This window comes from Kiritimatiellia bacterium (assembly GCA_028715905.1).
Lineage (GTDB): Bacteria > Verrucomicrobiota > Kiritimatiellia > JAAZAB01 > JAAZAB01 > JAQUQV01.
In genome coordinates, this window is the sequence record JAQUQV010000050.1 from 1 (window position 1) to 16986 (window position 16986).

Here is a 16986-nt window from a genome sequence, read left to right on the forward strand (position 1 = left end):
GATCCGCAGCCATTGCGGCGATTGGCCGTGGACGGCAAGACGGTCAAGCAGGCGCGAGCGGCGGATGGGCGCGCCTTGCACTTGGTGGCAGCCGTTTCGCCGGATTCAGGACGATTATGCGCCCAACGGCCGGTGGACGAGAAGTCAAACGAGATCACGGCGTTGCGCCCGATGCTTACGCCACTGACGCTGGACGGGGTGGTGGTTACGGCAGACGCCATGCAGGCCCAGCAAAAAGCGGCGCATTTCGTGGTTCAGGAGAAGGGGGGCGACTACCTCTTCACCCTCAAAGGCAATCAGCCGACGGTTCAAGAAAAAGCCTCAGCGCTGCTCAGCAGCGCTTTTCCCCCCTCGGGTTCCGCCGCAGGCGCAGACCGTGGAAAAAGCGCACGGGAGAGTGGAAACGCGTAAACTATGGGCGTTGCCCGTGACAGCCGAAGAAGCGATGTTCAGCGTTGCCGAGCAGGTGATCCGGATCGAGCGGATATTCGATTATGTGCGCAGCGGGCATCATAGCGAGGAAACCGTCTATGCCATCAGCAGTCTCACACCTTCGCCTGATCCCGGCGCGAACGCTGAACTTCTGCTCAAAATCGTCAGAGGCCATTGGAGCATCGAAAGCAACCATCATGTGCGCGATCGCACCTACGACGAGGATCGCTGCCAGGTCCGCGAGCCAAACAGCGCCAGAATTTTGGCCACCTTGCGCTCAATGGCACGCTTCATGGCCAAGCAAAACGCCCATCATCCCCGAAACGCTCATCAAGCCACGACGCCCGGACTGAACCGTTTTTGCGACGCCTACCGTAACAAGACGATTGGTTGGATCATGAAACCGAAGGCTTTCCTTTAGAAACAGACGACACGGAACGTCTTTACTGCTCCCGAAAATCATCGGCCGGAGTCTGCCCGAAAATGGTCTTGTCCCGCCTTCCGGGCCTGCCCGTAGCGGGCAAAGCCTTCCAAATCTTGCTTCTGTTGCCCTCTAAACCACACTCCTCTCGCCTTTTATCACTCTCCGGCTTTCTTGACGCGGCCCTGATGCGGAGAGAACCGATCGGATAAAAGAGTTGCATTTCAGCCAAGGGCGTGGTAAATTCACACAAAGTCAGGGGTTATATAACCGGCAGGAGGAAAAACTCATGAATGAAATTGAAATCGGCGTAGTCCGGCATTATTTTGACAAGATCAGCGTGGTGATCATTGAGTTGACGGCCGGCGAACTGGCGCTCGGCGACACGATTCACATCAAGGGGCACACCACGGATGTTACCGCCAGGGTGGAGTCCATGCAGATAGAGCAGGATAAAATTACAAACGCCGGCAAAGGACAGAATATCGGCACAAAAATCGCCGGCAAGGCGCGCGAACACGACAAGGTGTTTAAAGTAATCGCTTAACCGCCAATCCGCCTTTTTTGTATCGGAATGTGCCGCCGGTGTTTTAGCCGGATGATATCTTCTATTACTGATTACAGTCGGCTGGTAAATATCGGTCCTAATTTTTCGCTATTTTGCAAAAACAAGAAAACAATATATTATTGGTTTCAATGATTGATTTATGCAATGCGGCTCGCGAAAAAATTATTTTCCGTGTTTCATTCCTCACAAATAGAATACCCCGCCATCAGTCGTGACAACGCCATGGTCGGTTTCCTTGCCTTTTGAGACGCTTTTGCAAGCGTCTTAAATAAACGTTTAAACCAGACCCGCCTCGGGTTGTAACACGAACCAGGCAGGGTATTCGTTTATTCTAATTTGGCGGTAAAGAACATCAGATCCGGCTTTTTATCTTCACTTTATAAAAGAGCATTTCATGTGCCAATTCCGGCGCTTAAAATCTGTTTGACATTTATCGCCGGCTCAAGCATAAAGAAACGCTTATTTCCGGGATAAGGCGGCAATGCCAGCTTGAGCGAAAGCGAATATTGCACGGTTTTCGTGCAATATTCGGGTATTAAAAACTTCTTCGCAAAACTGTCATATGTCTAAAAGGAACGGTTTAAGGGGGGAGGCAATAATGATAAGGCTGAAGGCTGCGGCTAAAATCAATTTATTCCTGGACGTTTTCGGCAAGCGGCTGGACGGTTATCATAATATCCAGAGCCTGCTTCTTCCGATTTCGCTTTTTGACACTATCCGCATTGAAAGCCGCTCCGCGAATATTTTCGTCTCCATTCCGCCGGTCTGCCGTTTTCGCGGAATTCCCTGGCCGTTTCTGATGGCCGATAAAAAGGAAAACCTTGTCACGCGCGCGGCCGAATTGTTGAAGAAACACTGCGGTTGTCGGAAAGGCGCCGCGATATTTCTGACCAAACGGATTCCGATCGGCGCCGGTCTCGGCGGCGGCAGCGCCGATGCCGCCGCGGTTTTAATCGGCTTGAACCGTCTCTGGAAAACGGGGCTTTCGCGGGAACAATTGATGGAAATCGGGGCGCAGATCGGTTGCGATGTCCCGGCCCTTATCCACGGCGGCGCGATCTGCATGGCGGGGCGCGGCGAAACCATTGCGGCGGTCAGCCGCCTTATTAAGCGCGACTTCCGGCTGCTGCTGATTTATCCCGGGTTTGCGATATCCACCGGCGACATCTACCGCCGTTATTCCGCCGGTTACCGCCGTCGGCCAGCCGGCCGCTTCCGCTCCGCGGCGGAGCATTCGGTTGTGGATGCCAGATTTGAAAAGGTTGTTTCCGGTTTAGAGAGCGGTTCCCTGCGCCTGATCGGCGAAGGCTTGTTCAACGCCATGGAAAAAACCGTCTTTCACAAATACCCGTTGTTAGAAATGATGAAAAAAAGTCTTGAAAAGGCCGGGGCAAAGCATGTATTGTTAACGGGCAGTGGGTCTACGATGTTTGTGTTGCTGGAAAAAGAGGCCGAAGGAGAGAGGATAGCAAGGTTCATCCGCAAGCAGATTGACTCGCCGCTATGGACTCAAGTTGTGCATACCATCGGGAAACGGGAGAATGAGTTTGCAATTTGAGCCCTGCAATAAATATTAATTGTTCCCCGGCGTGCAGGGCGCCCCGGGGCCGGCGTTCCTGGCCGGACTCGGGCTGGGGCGGAGCGGCGGCCTGTTCCCGCGATTGCCCGATGGTGTAATGGTAGCACACGGCCCTTTGGAGGCCAGAGTCTAGGTTCAAATCCTGGTCGGGCAACCATCCGTTCGCGGCGGGTACCATCTGGAAAATCATCCGCATATTATTTGAAAGGATTGGAAAATTGAAAATTTTTTCTGGGAGCGCCAATATTCCCCTGGCCAAAGGCATAGCTGACACGGTCGGAATTCCCATCGGAGCCATCAATATTTCCCATTTTCCGGACGGGGAAATTGCGGTCAAAATACTGGATAACATCAGAGGCAAGGATGTGTTTATCATTCAGCCGACCTGTTATCCGCCGAACGAGAACGTCATGGAGCTGTTGATTGTGATTGACGCCATGCGCCGCGCTTCCGCCGCGCGCATCACGGCGGTCATGCCCTTTTACGGTTATGCCCGGCAGGACCGCAAAGACCAGCCGCGCGTGCCGATCACGGCCAAACTCATCGCCAATCTTCTGGTGGCGGCCGGCGCCAACCGTCTCCTTGCCATGGACTTTCACTCCCAGCAGGTGCAGGGGTTCTTTGACATACCGGTTGACCATCTGCACGCGGCGCCGGTCATCGTCAAATACCTGCGGGAGAAACAGTTTGAAAACACGGTGATAGTTTCCCCCGATCCGGGCGGAATGAAAACGGCCTATACTTATTCCCAGCTTCTTAAATCCAGTCTTGCCATTGTGGCCAAACAGCGCATGAGTCCCAGCGAGGTGGCGACCCACACCCTCGTCGGCGATGTCGCCGGCAAAACGGCCATCATGGTTGACGATTTAATTTCAACCGGCGGCACGCTTTGCGCGGCCGCCAGGCTTTTGCAGGAACGCAAAGTAAAAGAAATTTATGCGGCCGTGAGCCACGGTGTTTTTACGCCCGCGGCCTGTGAAAAGCTGAAAGAGGCCCCCATCAAGGAGTTTATCATAACCGATAGCGTTCCCCTGCGTGTGCCTGCCGGAACTCTGCCGATCCGCGTGCTCAGTGTGGCGGAACTGCTGGCCGAGGCCATTGTCCGCATTCATAACAATCAATCGGTGTCATCATTATTTATAACTTAACCCGGGGGAAATAAACATTATGATCCAGCAAATAGAAAGTCTTAAATTATCCGCTCAGAAAAGAGAAAATTCCGGCTCCCGGCAGGCCCAGCGGCTCCGGAAGAACGGATGGCTGCCCGGCATTGTTTACGATTCGGCCGGCAAGTCGGCGCCGATCCAGACCAAACGGCATGAGTTTGAGGTTTTGTTGCGCAACCAGCAGGGGCAAAACATTATCCTGGATCTTGAAATAGAGGGAGAAAAGACATGCAAGGTTCTCCTGAAGGATATCCAACAGGATAGGATCAAGGATCATCTCCTGCATGTTGATTTCCTTGAGATTTCAATGACCCGCAAACTGCGCGTCTCGGTCCCGGTTACGCTTGCCGGGGAGCCGGTCGGCGTTACCCAGCAAGGCGGTGTTATGGAACACCTGCTGCGTTCGGTGGAGATAGAATGTCTGCCGGGCGACATTGTGAAAGAATTTGTCCTGGACGTCAGCGGTCTTGCCATCGGCGACACTCTTTCCGTGCGCGATATCAAGGCCGACCCTAAAATAACCATCCTGACTATGTCCGATATAGCCGTGGTTTCCGTGCAGCTACCGCACTTTGAAGAAGAGGCGAAGCCGGCCGAGGAGGCCGCGGAAGGCGCGGTGGAGGGGGCGGCGCCCGCCGAAGGCGAAGCCGCCGCGGCGGCGGAACCCGGAAAGGAAGCCGGCAAGGAAGGGAAGGAAAAAGAAGGCGCCGCGCCGGAAAAGGGCAAGGAAGCCAAAGAAAAGGGCAAAGAATCCAAAGGGAAAGAGTCCAAGGAAAAAACAAAATAGTTTCCTGGCATAATGAAGTGAATTTTTCTGTTGAACAGTGAAAAAAATAATTGTCGGTTTGGGAAATCCGGGTAGAAATTACATGCATACGCCTCACAACATAGGCTTTGCCGTTATTGACGAGTTGGCCGGCCGGTTTGGCTTGAAGCTCCGGCGCAGTTTCCGTTTCCGCGCTGTCCTGGCCGAGGGAAGCATAGAGGGCATTCCGGTGGCGCTGGCGAAGCCTTCCGCTTTCATGAATATGAGCGGAACGGTTTTGGCCGCGCTTATCCGCCGCAAGGGATTTTCAGCGCAAAATCTCATGGTTATCACCGATGACGCCGATTTGCCGGAAGGGCAGTTGCGCATTCGGGCAAGGGGCGGCAGCGGGGGACACAAGGGCTTGCAATCAATCATCCAGAATCTCGGGCATGACCGCTTCGTCAGGCTGCGGCTGGGGATTGGCCGCGCCAACAGCAACCTTGACCTTGCGGCGCATGTCCTGTCGCCTTTTCCGCCGGCAGTCAGGGAGAAAATGAAAAAAACGACCGGCCGTGCCGCGGACGCCGCTCTCTGCTGGCTGAAAGACGGCCTGGAAAAGGCCATGAACATGTTTAACAAACCTACCGGGGAGGATATTCTTTGAAAAAATACGAAGCATTGTTTGTTTTTTCCAACGCCATGTCCGACGAACAGTTGGAAGCCAAAATAGAAAAAGCCGGTTCTGAAATTGCCAAGCAGGGCGGCACGGTGCAGGCGGCAACCAGAATGGGGCGGATTACCTTCGCCCGCCCGCTGGCGAAAAAGGAAGCCGGCCTTTACGTGCAGATGGTGTTTCTCATGGAACCGTCGGCTATAAACGCTCTGCACGAACGTTACCGGCATGATGAAGACTTGCTGCGTCTTCAGATTGTTGTTGCGAAGCCGCCGGCCGAAGAAAGCAGTCCGGCCGCCGCCGACCAGGCAAATCCGGATTCCGGGGCGAAACGCTCCCGGGTTGCCCATTCTTCCACCGGCGCGAAATTAGCAAAGGAAGAGGGTAAATCTTAAAAACCGCCGCGGACGGACATAATCCGAGCCCGGCATCCCATGGCAAATACGCCATGGCGTTGCGCGGTTTTGCCGCGGCTTCCGGGTAATAACGCATAATTATTGGAGGGGAACTGGCTATGGCAAACATGAACCGGGTTTTTCTGGCGGGCAATTTAACGCGTGATCCCGAAATACGCTACACCCAGGCCGGCAAGGCGATTGCCGATTTAACCCTGGCGGTTAACCGCCGGTACAAAACGTCTTCCGGGGAAGCCAAGGAAGATGTCTGTTTTGTCAACGTGGTTGCCTGGGAACGCCAGGCCGAACTGGCCGGGGAATACCTGCGGAAAGGCTCATCCGTGCTCATTGAAGGCGCTTTGCGCCTTGACCAATGGGAAACCAACGGCGAGAAGCGCAGCCGCTTGCGGGTTGTGGCCGACCGCATTCAATTTCTGGACCGGCTGAAAAGATCAGAAGTCGGCGACGCGCCCGAAAACAGCGCGGCTCATGAACCGGCCGCTCCCGCCGGGGAGTCCGAGCCTCTGCCGCCGTCCGGTGAAAAAGCCGACGCCGATAATCTTCCGTTTTAAGTCCGACGCTCTTGATTATTAAGGAAAAAACACATGAGAAAAAAAACGAACCGCTCCAAAAATAAAAACCAGCGCGAAAGCCTTCCTTTTTTTACCGAGGAAAAGCGCAGCCGTTTCCTGCAGGGCATTCCCCACGTAGACTTCAAGGACAGCGAGCTTCTTAAAAAATTCACCACCGAACAGGGAAAAATCCTGCCGCGCCGCATTTGCGGAACGTCCTGCACCCAGCAGCGGCAGATTAAACGCGCCATCCGCCAGGCGCGCACGGTCGGGTTAATGCGCTGAAAAACAGCGAGAAGCGCCAATCGCCCGGAACAGCCGGCGGCCACGCGGAAAACGGGAAAAAAATGTCCGCTGAATATTGTTTACTTGAAAGGATAAATTTGATGACGAAAGAACTGATCCTGATGGCTGATATTGAAGGCCTTGGTTTGGAAGGCGAAACCGTCAAGGTGTCCGATGGTTACGCCCGCAACTATCTCATTCCGCGCAAGCTGGCCGTTCCGATTACCAGCGCGGCTTTGAAACGGCTGGAAAAGAACAAGGCGGACCGCGAGGCGCGCCATCTCAAAGAGCTTGAATCCGCGGAGGCGCTGGCTGCGGAACTGGGAAAGATTTCGTGTACCATTACCGCCAAAATCGGCGAAAACGACAAGCTTTTCGGATCCGTCACTTCCGCCGATATTATTGCCTCGCTGAAGCAGCAGGGGATTGAGCTGGATAAGCGTAAAGTTCAAATGGCCGAACCGATCCGCGAACTCGGCGTATTCCAGGTCAAGATCAAATTGCACCCGCAGGTTGAAGCCGTTCTCAAGGTCTGGGTGGTCGGAGAATAACGGCTTTATGCCCATGGAACCCGTGACGCACAATGAAAAGCCGCCGCCGGAACGCGGCGACCGCCGCGGCCGGCCCATTTTCAACGAAGAGGCGGAAATGGGCGTGCTGGGGTCAATCCTGCTGGATGCCGCAAAAGTGCTGGATTTCTGCGTTGAAAAACAGATTGACCCCGAGTCTTTTTATCTGCGGCATCATCAGCACATTTATGCAACCATGCGGGAGATGAGCCGCGACCTGCGGCCGATTGATGTGCTGACGCTTTCGGAGAGGCTGCAAGCCAGAGGCATCCTGGAGAATGTCGGCGGATTGTCCTACCTTAATCGCCTGCTGGACGCCACCCCGACCGCCGCCCACGCCGAATATTATGTGGACCTTGTCCGGCAGCAGCACCTGCTCAGAAGAATCGTTGACTGCGCCCGTAATTCGGAAAGCGAGTGTTACACCTCCCAGGAAAACGCCGATGCCATTCTTGCAAAAGTTGAACAGGATTTCTTTAATATTTCCGAAGAGCGTCACGCCGCCATGGTGCCGTGGGCGCAGGCCGTCAAGGAAACCATGGTTACGGTTGAAAACATTCTGAACTCCAAAAAGGGGATCAGCGGCATTCCGACCGGTTATCGCGACCTGGATGAAAAACTGCTCGGCCTGCACCGGGAAGACATGATCATCATTGCCGCCCGGCCTTCCATGGGAAAGACCTCGCTCGCCATGAATATTGCCGAAAACGTGGCGCTGGGCAAAAGCGACAATCAGCCGCATCCCGTGGGAATATTCAGTCTGGAAATGTCGCGCGAATCGCTGATTCTCCGGTTGTTGAGCAGTCACGCCCGCATTTCCGTCCACGATATCGCCCGCGGTTTTTTAACCGATAAGAAACACCGTCTGCTGGCTTCGGCCGCCGATATCTTTTCCAAGGCGCCGATTTTTCTGGACGACACCGGCGGTCTTGATATCCTTGAGTTGCGCGCCCGGGCGCGCCGCATGAAAAAAAAATACGGCATAGAGCTCTTCATCGTGGATTATCTTCAATTGCTTCATTGCCGGGAACGCAGCCGCGAGGGCCGCCAGAATGAAATTTCCACAATTTCGGGCGCGTTGAAAAACATGGCCAAGGAGCTCAAGGTGCCGGTGTTGGTGATCAGCCAGCTCAACCGCGCGCCCGAAGCGCGCGACCGCGAAGGCCGTCCCCGGCTGGCCGATTTGCGCGATTCCGGTTCAATAGAACAGGACGCGGACGTGGTCTGTCTCTTGCGGCTTCCTTCCAAGTACAAGGATGAAACCGATGATAAAAGCGCGGCCTCCTCCTATGATGAGACCGAAGACGCAAAAATTGACATTGCCAAGCAGCGCAACGGCCCGACCGGCGAAGTCAATCTTGTTTTTTTAAAACAAATCATGCGTTTTGAATCCGTCGCGCCGGCTTTGGCCGGCGAAGCCCCGGACCAGTCCGCGGCAGAAAACGAAACATGAATCTTCGCCCGTTTTTAATCTTCTTGCCGCTGGTTTTGCTTCCGCTGGCCGCCCCGGCGGTTGTCATCAGCAATGTTGAAGTGGTGGCGCAGGGCATTAAGGTTGTGGACCGGGATTTTATCCTGGCCCATATCTCCGCCCGCGCCGGAGGCGAAGCAAACCAGATTGCGATTGCCCGCGACGTCAAGACCCTGATGGCGACCGGGCGTTTCTCATTTATTGACACCAAGCTCAAGGAAACCGCCGCCGGGCAGGGCTGTATCCTGACCTATATCGTTGCGCTTAAACCCAAGCTTGAAAAGCCGCTTGCGGTTGCCGGCGCGCGGGAGATGGGCGAGAAAAAGGTCCGCAAATGGTTCGGACTGGAAATCGGCGATTATGTGGATGACGCCGTGTTGAACATTCATAAAAACAAGGTTCTGGATGAATACCGGAAAAGATATTACAGCGACGCTAAAATCAGCTGGCAGATTAATGTGAATGAAAACACCGGGTTTGCCGCAGTCCGGGTGACCGTGGACGAAGGCCGGCGCGCCAGTCTGCGCAAGGTGGAGTTTGAGGGCAATACTTACGTTCCGCCGAACCGCTGGGAAAGATTAGCCGCCGCTTTCAAGCACGAGAAAGCGGTCTCCGACAAATCGGTTCCGCCGGAGGACCTTCTGGCCGCGGTGCGGCCGCATCTCTGGCATATTTTTTCATTCATTACCAAGCGCGGCGTCTATAATCCCGACGATCTGGAAGCGGACCGCCTGGCGCTCCGCGCGCTTTATCAGAACCGCGGTTATCTGGATGCGCGCATCGGCGACCCCGAGGTGAGTTTTTATGCCCCGCACAAGCTGAAGGCCGTCTTTTCCATCAGCGAGGGCGCTCAATACCACATCGGCAATCTTTCCATCCGCGGCGCGGTTTTGTTTCCCGAGTCAAATTTATGGGATGTGGTGACCCTGCGGAGCGGCGATATCGCCGCTCTGGACGCCATCAACCGCTCCGCCGAGGCGCTGGCCGGCTATTATCAAAGCCGCGGTTACCTCCGCACGTCCGTCCGGCCGCAGATCAATCCCCGTCTCAAGGACCCGGTCGTTGACATCCAGTTTGACATTTCCGAGGGCAGTCTGATCAATATCCGTTACCTTGACATCCGCGGCAACACGCGCACCAAGGATATCGTCATCCGCCGCGAGCTGCTCGCCCTTCCGGGAGAAGTCTACGACCAGGCCAAGGTCAAGCGCGGCGAGCGCATCCTGAAGAACCTCGGTTTCTTTTCAAAGGTAAGCAGTTATCCGCGCGAGACCATTGATCCGACCCGGGACGACCTGGTCTATGAGGTTGAAGAAGGCCGCACCGGCCAGTTTTCCATAGGCGCCGGCTACTCAAGCATTGATGAGTTAATGGGATTCGCCGAAATATCGCAGGGCAATTTTGACCTGTTCAACTGGCCCTACTTCACCGGCGACGGGCAGAAACTGCGTTTGCGCACCCAGTTCGGAAGACAGCGCGAGGATTACGAGCTTTCCTTCGTGGAACCGTGGTTCCTGGGGCGCAAGCTGTCGCTGGGCGTGGATTTTTACGACACCAAGCTCAACAACCTCAGCGATTATTACAGCCAGCAAACCTTCGGCTCGGCGGTTACCCTCGGCAAACCGCTCAATTGGCCATTCTTCCAAAGGGTCAACCTGCGCTACAGCCTGGAAAACATCACCATCTTTGACGTGGCCACCAATGCCACGGAAATGATCCGCAAGGAAGAGGGCGGCCGCAACGTCAGCACTTTGAAGCCAACCCTTATCCACGACACGCGCGACAACGTCTTTATCCCGACCCGCGGCAACAAGACCGCTATTGGCGCCAGGCTGGCCGGCGGGCCGCTCGGCTTTGACACGGATATCTACGGATTTGAAGCCGAAACCACTTCTTACTGGCCGACGATTTTTGACCATGTCTTCAGCCTGCGGGTCTGGGCGGCCGTGGTCCAGGAATACGGCCGCACCGACGACGTGCCTTTGTTTGACCGCTTCCTGCTCGGCGGCGCGCGGAATTTACGCGGGTTCAAATACCGTTATGTCGGCCCGTACCAGAACGGCGAACCGGTCGGCGGCAAAACCGCCGCGCTCGGGTCGCTGGAATACACCATTCCCGTCGTTCCCAACCTGATCCGTTTCGCCGGATTTTACGACATCGGCAACGTCTGGCTTGACGCTTATGATTTTGATGTGTTAAACTACTGCTCAGATATCGGAATAGGCGTGCGCATTGATGTGCCCGGATTTCCGATCCGGCTGGATTACGCCTGGCCGCTGGAAATCAGCGGCGATGTGGAACGGACTTCGGCGCGGTTTAATTTCTGGCTGGGATACGGTTTTTAAAAAACGCGGAGAGGAGTAAAGAATGAAGATAACGATAAGGGAAAGTTTGCTGGCGGCGGCGCTCGCGGCCTTTGTCTGCACGGCGCATGCCGAGCAGAAAATCGCGTTCGTTGACATGGAAAAAGCGTTTGATGGATACCATAAAACCAAAACCGCCAACGCCCAGTTCAAGGCGCGCGGCGCGGATATTGACGCCAAGCGCAAGGATTTTCTCGCCCGGGTCAAGGAATTGAAAACGGAGTTTGACGCGCTCAATGCCGAATGCCGCGACAAGTCGCTCAATGATAAAACGCGCGAAAAGAAAAGAGAGGAAGCCGAAGACAAGCTGGGCGAACTGAGGGAGTCCGAGGCAAAACTGATGGATTTTGACAAGCTTTACAAGAAGGAAATCACCGACCAGATGCGCCAGATGCAGTCGCGGATCGTCGGCGAAATTCGCGGCGTCATACAGGCTTACGCGGCCGAGCATAAAATTGATATTGTCCTGGACAGCTCCGGAAAAACGCTGAACAACGTGGAGGCCGTCATGTACTTTAATTCTTCCCTGGATATTACCGCGCCGATCATGGCCATTATGAATAAAAATGCGCCGGAGACCGGCCGAACGGAAGAACCGGCGAAAACGGAAGTCGGAGAAAAAAGCGAAACCAGGTGAAAAAATCATTGTCAGTCGCCGAAATCGCCAGCCGGCTCGGAGGCCGGGTTGAGGGCAATTCCGAAGCAGTCATCCGCGGCCTGGCCGGGATCCGCGAAGCGGGCGCGGGCGATTTAGCGTTTATCGCCAATTCGCGCTATGTCGCCGCCGCGGCGGCGACCAAGGCCACGGCCGTGATCGTGGCTGAAGACTGGGGACGGCCCTGTTCGGCCACTCTGATCCGCGTCAAATCGCCGGACAAGGCCTTTGCCGAAGCGGCCCGGTGGTTTGCGCCGCCGCCGGTGTTTTTTAAGCCGGGCGTGCATCCCTCCGCCGTCGTTGCCGAAACTGCGCGGCTGGGGCGGGATGTGTTTGTTGGTCCCCATTGCGTCATTGAGCCGGATGTGGTCATCGGGGACCGTTGCGTTGTCTGCGCCGGATGTTATATCGGCCACGGCTCGTCCATCGGCGGGGACTGCAAGTTTTATCCGCAGGTAACCATCCGCGAGTATACAAGAATAGGGAACCGTGCCATTATTCATAACGGCACGGTCATCGGCAGCGACGGGTTCGGTTATGTCCAGGAGGGGGCGACCCGCAAGAAAAGACCGCAAATCGGCATTGTGGTCATCGGCGACGACGTGGAAATCGGGGCAAATGTTACGATTGACCGCGCGCGTTTCGGCCAGACCCGCATCGGCAACGGCGTCAAGATGGATAACCTGATCCAGGTGGCGCACAATGTAACCATCGGTGACAACTGCGTTATCGTCGCCCAGGTCGGCATTTCGGGCAGTTCTTCGATAGGCGCGCGGACGATTCTCGCCGGCCAGGTCGGGGTGGTCGGCCATCTTGAGATCGGGAGCGATGTGATTGTGGGCGCCCAGGCCGGCGTCACCAAGGATGTCCCTCCCAACACTTTCGTGCTCGGCTCTCCGGCCATTCCCCATAACAGGTTTTCCGCCTCGCACGCCCATCTGATGCGTCTGCCGGAACTCAAGGAAAAAATCGCCCGGATGGAAGAGCGCCTCGCCCGGCTGGAACAACAGCTTTCCAAGAAATCCTGATAGTCTGCCGCCCCCCCCGTTCATGAATGTCCCATTCATAACCGGAAAGGCGATCGTGGAGCTAAATCAAGATGGCGAAAAAATCACGCTCCAGTTATATGCCCCTTTCGCACCGCATATTGGCGCATCGCCTGCGCCAATGGCGGCGCATGCACGGTATTCCCCTTAAAAGGTTTGCCTATGACCTTGGTTTTTCAATAACTACCGTCAATGCATGGGAACGCGGCAAACGATTCCCCGCCGGCCGGCATCTGGATTTGCTGTCGGCCTACACGGGAATTCCCATGTGCGCTTTTTTATATACCGGCCGAGACAAGTGCCCGCACGCCGAACTCATCCCGCCTGCTGTCCGCAAAAGCCGTTGACGCCGTTCCGGCATCTTGGAACCGGCGAAAAATTGCTGATTGCTTCCATGCCAGTCCTTTTTACGCCCATGCGAATTCTATGCGCTCGCGCGCCGGATAAGTTGAGGCTTCCGCATGGCCGCATTCAAAATTTAAACATAAAGTGGAAACTAAAAAGTTGCATGGGCGGCAAGAATGCTTTATTTAATAAAATCAAACCGTTTTGCGGGAAGGAAGACGGAAATGCTGTTAAACAAACTGAAAATCAACCGGGAAATGATTTCCTACCAGCACTTGCCGCTGGCGACGTGGCTGGCCATCCGCGCGCTGAAAAATTCGCGCGCGGATGGCCGCCTGAAGGCGGCGCGGATGCTTGGGGAAATGAAAAACCGGCGGTCCATGTCATTCCTGGTGGCGGCGCTGACCGACAACTGCCGGGAGGTGCGCCGCGCGGCGGCTTGGGCGCTGGGAGAAATCAGGGATCCTTTTGCCCTGCCCTGGCTTTCACATAACGCCCGGCACGACCCGCATCCGGCGGTGCGCGATGAAGCCATCAAGGCGATTGGCCGCATTGCATGTCCGGATTCCGCGGAGTTCCTGATTGATCTGATCCGCCGCCGGGAGCATGTTGAGCCTTCGGTTCGGGCGCTGGCCTGGCTGTTGTCCGCCAGTGCCCGCTGGATTTCTTCCAAAACACTCAGCGCCGTCCTGACGCTGGAAAACCAGGCGTTAGCGGGAGGGACAGAGGCGGACGACAAGTCAGCTTCATTGAAAAATGACCTGTGGTATGCGCAATTCCTGGCGGAATTTGAACTGCAACGCCGCCAGGGGAACGTGCGGGCCGGGTTTAACAGATTGAATGATGTAAATTGACATGCGTATTTGTTTCAAAAATAAAATATTGCTTCTGGGCTACGGCACGATCGGCCGCTGTTTTCTGCCGCTGCTTGCCAGGCACGCGCGCGTTGCCTTAAAAAATATTACGGTCATTGACGCAGAGGATTTGCGCGGACCGCTTCAGCCCTGGATTCAGAAAGGCGTCGTGTTTCGGCGGGAACGTCTGACGCGGCAAAACTTAATCCGCGTGCTCGGCCGGAACGTGGCGCCGGGGGGATTGATAGTGGACCTGTCCAGCAATGTTGACTGTCTTGATATCCTTCCCTGGGTTTCAAGAAATCATATTCTCTACATTAACGCCTCTCTTGAAGATTGGTTGCCCGGGGCGAAGACACGCAATCAACCGCATCCCAATAAATCATTGTATCAAAAGTATGTAAAACTTCTTGAGATGAAGTCTTTTTGGCCGAGCGGCAGCGGCAGCGCCACTGCCGTGCTCGATCATGGCGCCAACCCAGGATTGATCTCGCATTTTGTCCGGCGCGGGCTTCTGGATCTTGCCAAACGGCTGCTCAGGGAAGGGGCAATCGCCGGAGCCAGGGCGGCGAAAATTGAACGTTATGCCGCCAATAGGATGTTTGCCTCTTTGGCCATGAGCCTGGGAGTTAAAGCGGTTCATTGCAGCGAGCAGGATACGCAAACGCCCGTAAATCCGAAGAATAACGACGAATTCGTGGGAACATGGAACCCCTGGGGGCTGGCGGAGGAAGCAGTTGCGCCGGTGGAAATCGGATGGGGCACGCATGAAAAACATCTGCCGCCGCACGCCGCAATTCCCTGTTACGGACCGCAGAATCAGATTGTTCTTTCCCAGATGGGACTCAGCACCTTGGCGCGCTCATGGGTGCCCCATCGCGAATATGTGGGCATGGTTATTGTGCACGGCGAATCATTCACCATTTCAAACCTGCTGACCGTCCGCAAAAAAAACGGCGGTGTCCGCTATCGCCCCACGGTCTGTTATATCTACCTGCCGGCAAACGAAACCATGGCCTCCCTGCATGAGCTGCGCTGCCGGGGATATCAGCGCCAGTCGGAACGGCGAATCATGCGGGATGACATCCGGCGCGGAGAAGACATTATGGGCGCCCTCATAATGGGGCATGCTTATAAGTCCTGGTGGACAGGATCCATTCTGGATATCAAGGGCGCGCGCCGGCTGTTGCCCAACCAAAATGCCACCGCCATACAGGTTGGCATAGGGGTTGTGGCGGCCGTGCTCTGGATGTTGAAAAATCCTGCCGCAGGTTTGTGTTTTCCCGAAGACCTGCCTTGCGATGAAATCCTGGACATGGCGCGGCCCTATCTGGGAAAATTTGTTTCCATTCCTGTTCCCTGGACGCCACTCGTCAATTATCGCGCTTTTTCCAGGGATAATCAACCTGCCCGGCCTTATGGAAGGAATACCTGGCAGTTTGATAATTTTCTGGTCAAGCCGTGACGCGCCGTTCTTGACGCACACGCCGCCCAATGCCTCTCGGTCTCCGCATCGCATTCGCGCGGTAACGGTTGACCGGGGAATGTGTTTCGCGTGTTTATCTTGGTTTGCGATTTAAACTTGGTTTTCAATTTAAAAAAATGTATAATTTTCATATAATGCGCTCATCGTGCAAAATTCGGGTATAAAACCATATTTATGTGCTGCGCCAAATCCGGGGTTTTAAAATTACTTCAGAAAAAACGAAAAAATGCGGCGAAAAAAAAGGAATGTTGAACCGGGAGGAAGGAATTTATGAAACACATATATATTACGCAGAATGATTATGATCGCCTGCTCGTTATGCTGTCGGAAAGGGAAAAAGCGGAAAACAAGGATTCGCCCTATCTCCAGTCGCTACGGCAGGAAATAGCCCGCGCCATAATCGTGCCGTCCGATAAGATTCCCCGGCATGTCATCACCATGCATTCGCAAGTGTCGTTGCGCGACATGGATTCGCGCGAAGACATGGTCTACACCCTGACTTTTCCGGACGAGGCCGATGCCGCCGGCAATAAAATTTCCATACTGGCTCCCATTGGAACAGCTTTGATAGGCTATAGCGTTGGCGATACGATTGAATGGAAGGTTCCGACGGGGCTACGGCGGCTGAAAGTGATGAAAATTATTTACCAGCCGGAAGCCGCCGGCCGTTTGGATTAGCCTGGTCTAACCCGCATGTCGCGGTACTGGGGCGGAACGGCCGGTTTTAGGATTATGCCAGATATCATGTCCGCCACCTGATCGTTTCAAAAAACATCCCTGTCGCGTCAGGTTGCGAACCAGTTCGCGGCGTTTCATACCTGTACTAGAGTTTCTTTGACGTTCTCGCTATATTCATTTTCTGATGTCTTTTCCATCATCAAATGATAGGCTTCCTGAATATTCTTTTTCAGTTCGTTCAGGGTTTTGCCCTGGCTGAAAACGCCCGGCACTTCCTTGACGCGACCGACATACCAGCCGTTATCAATCCAATATTCTCTAACCAGCCATGGTCTGCGCCATTATTTTTGTAGCCACGGCATGATGAGTGGCGTTTCAAAGGATGTGCTCAGGCTTCAGGTTGGTCATTCATCCACCCAAATGCTTGAACAAACCTACGGGCATTTGTCGCAGGAATACCAGGCGCAGGAGATGAATAAGTTTTCATTCTTCCACCCCAACAATGGCTCAAAGTCGGATGAAACAATTAAGAATATCCCATTTCAGAAACCATCTGGGAGCCCCGAAAGGAAAAACAGGGAAGGGGAACGGAGAATCCAATCTTCTGTAACTGGTTGAATATTAAAGCGAAAGAGAACGCGCCCGGCAGGGTTCGAACCTGCAACCTCCTGATCCGAAGT

General features: G+C 54.7%; 21 protein-coding genes and 1 tRNA gene. 20 read left to right on the forward strand and 2 right to left on the reverse strand.

The window, feature by feature from the left end; genetic code table 11:
* From PHP98_09300 to rnk, 20 genes are all read left to right on the forward strand, one after another.
* A partial coding sequence (locus PHP98_09300) for an ISAs1 family transposase (GenBank protein ID MDD5483830.1) occupies positions 1 to 411 on the forward strand: 411 nt, incomplete at its 5' end.
* Positions 398 to 853 carry a hypothetical protein gene (locus tag PHP98_09305; GenBank protein MDD5483831.1) on the forward strand — a complete coding sequence of 152 codons (456 nt, stop codon included), beginning with the start codon at positions 398 to 400 and terminating at the stop codon, positions 851 to 853. The genes PHP98_09300 and PHP98_09305, both read left to right, overlap by 14 nt.
* A 289-nt stretch (positions 854 to 1142) precedes the next feature.
* On the forward strand, positions 1143 to 1400 hold the full coding sequence (locus PHP98_09310; GenBank protein MDD5483832.1) for a hypothetical protein: 258 nt from the start codon (positions 1143 to 1145) through the stop codon (positions 1398 to 1400).
* 619 nt (positions 1401 to 2019) lie between these two features.
* Positions 2020 to 2979, forward strand: coding sequence for a 4-(cytidine 5'-diphospho)-2-C-methyl-D-erythritol kinase (gene ispE, locus PHP98_09315; protein ID MDD5483833.1), 960 nt, complete (start codon positions 2020 to 2022; stop codon positions 2977 to 2979).
* 104 nt (positions 2980 to 3083) lie between these two features.
* Positions 3084 to 3157: transfer RNA gene (locus PHP98_09320), tRNA-Gln, on the forward strand.
* Positions 3158 to 3218: 61 nt separating this feature from the next.
* On the forward strand, positions 3219 to 4148 hold the full coding sequence (locus PHP98_09325) for a ribose-phosphate pyrophosphokinase (protein MDD5483834.1): 930 nt from the start codon (positions 3219 to 3221) through the stop codon (positions 4146 to 4148).
* A gap of 19 nt (positions 4149 to 4167) precedes the next feature.
* The gene (locus tag PHP98_09330; GenBank protein ID MDD5483835.1) at positions 4168 to 4953 is read left to right on the forward strand and encodes a 50S ribosomal protein L25; all 786 of its coding nucleotides are present in this window, start codon (positions 4168 to 4170) and stop codon (positions 4951 to 4953) included.
* A gap of 37 nt (positions 4954 to 4990) precedes the next feature.
* Positions 4991 to 5578, forward strand: coding sequence for an aminoacyl-tRNA hydrolase (pth, locus tag PHP98_09335; GenBank protein MDD5483836.1), 588 nt, complete (start codon positions 4991 to 4993; stop codon positions 5576 to 5578).
* Positions 5575 to 5982, forward strand: a complete 408-nt coding sequence (gene rpsF, locus PHP98_09340) for a 30S ribosomal protein S6 (protein MDD5483837.1) — start codon at positions 5575 to 5577, stop codon at positions 5980 to 5982. The genes pth and rpsF overlap by 4 nt, the downstream gene beginning before the upstream one ends.
* A gap of 119 nt (positions 5983 to 6101) precedes the next feature.
* The gene (ssb, locus tag PHP98_09345) at positions 6102 to 6554 is read left to right on the forward strand and encodes a single-stranded DNA-binding protein (GenBank protein ID MDD5483838.1); all 453 of its coding nucleotides are present in this window, start codon (positions 6102 to 6104) and stop codon (positions 6552 to 6554) included.
* A 33-nt stretch (positions 6555 to 6587) separates the two neighbouring features.
* On the forward strand, positions 6588 to 6839 hold the full coding sequence (gene rpsR, locus PHP98_09350; protein MDD5483839.1) for a 30S ribosomal protein S18: 252 nt from the start codon (positions 6588 to 6590) through the stop codon (positions 6837 to 6839).
* Between the two features lie 101 nt (positions 6840 to 6940).
* The gene (rplI, locus tag PHP98_09355) at positions 6941 to 7390 is read left to right on the forward strand and encodes a 50S ribosomal protein L9 (GenBank protein ID MDD5483840.1); all 450 of its coding nucleotides are present in this window, start codon (positions 6941 to 6943) and stop codon (positions 7388 to 7390) included.
* Positions 7391 to 7397: 7 nt separating this feature from the next.
* A complete protein-coding gene (gene dnaB / locus PHP98_09360) occupies positions 7398 to 8861 on the forward strand; it encodes a replicative DNA helicase (protein MDD5483841.1) in 1464 nt (487 codons plus the stop codon).
* Positions 8858 to 11224 carry an outer membrane protein assembly factor BamA gene (gene bamA / locus PHP98_09365; protein ID MDD5483842.1) on the forward strand — a complete coding sequence of 789 codons (2367 nt, stop codon included), beginning with the start codon at positions 8858 to 8860 and terminating at the stop codon, positions 11222 to 11224. Before dnaB ends, bamA begins: the two co-directional genes overlap by 4 nt.
* Positions 11225 to 11246: 22 nt before the next feature.
* Entirely contained in the window at positions 11247 to 11879 is a 633-nt protein-coding gene (locus tag PHP98_09370; protein ID MDD5483843.1) for an OmpH family outer membrane protein, read from the forward strand.
* Positions 11876 to 12925 carry a UDP-3-O-(3-hydroxymyristoyl)glucosamine N-acyltransferase gene (gene lpxD / locus PHP98_09375; GenBank protein MDD5483844.1) on the forward strand — a complete coding sequence of 350 codons (1050 nt, stop codon included), beginning with the start codon at positions 11876 to 11878 and terminating at the stop codon, positions 12923 to 12925. The genes PHP98_09370 and lpxD overlap by 4 nt, the downstream gene beginning before the upstream one ends.
* A gap of 71 nt (positions 12926 to 12996) precedes the next feature.
* Positions 12997 to 13290 (forward strand): helix-turn-helix transcriptional regulator, encoded by a 294-nt coding sequence (locus PHP98_09380; protein ID MDD5483845.1) that lies wholly within the window; start codon positions 12997 to 12999, stop codon positions 13288 to 13290.
* A 222-nt stretch (positions 13291 to 13512) separates the two neighbouring features.
* A complete protein-coding gene (locus PHP98_09385) occupies positions 13513 to 14142 on the forward strand; it encodes a HEAT repeat domain-containing protein (GenBank protein MDD5483846.1) in 630 nt (209 codons plus the stop codon).
* A 1-nt stretch (position 14143) separates the two neighbouring features.
* Positions 14144 to 15607, forward strand: a complete 1464-nt coding sequence (locus PHP98_09390; protein ID MDD5483847.1) for a saccharopine dehydrogenase C-terminal domain-containing protein — start codon at positions 14144 to 14146, stop codon at positions 15605 to 15607.
* A gap of 291 nt (positions 15608 to 15898) precedes the next feature.
* A complete protein-coding gene (gene rnk / locus PHP98_09395) occupies positions 15899 to 16306 on the forward strand; it encodes a nucleoside diphosphate kinase regulator (protein MDD5483848.1) in 408 nt (135 codons plus the stop codon).
* A gap of 6 nt (positions 16307 to 16312) precedes the next feature.
* Here the strand turns inward: rnk and PHP98_09400 are convergent, their stop codons facing one another.
* Positions 16313 to 16444 carry a type II toxin-antitoxin system HicA family toxin gene (locus PHP98_09400; GenBank protein MDD5483849.1) on the reverse strand — a complete coding sequence of 44 codons (132 nt, stop codon included), beginning with the start codon at positions 16442 to 16444 and terminating at the stop codon, positions 16313 to 16315.
* A complete protein-coding gene (locus PHP98_09405; protein MDD5483850.1) occupies positions 16441 to 16632 on the reverse strand; it encodes a type II toxin-antitoxin system HicB family antitoxin in 192 nt (63 codons plus the stop codon). The genes PHP98_09400 and PHP98_09405 overlap by 4 nt, the downstream gene beginning before the upstream one ends.
* Positions 16633 to 16986 lie beyond the last annotated feature (354 nt).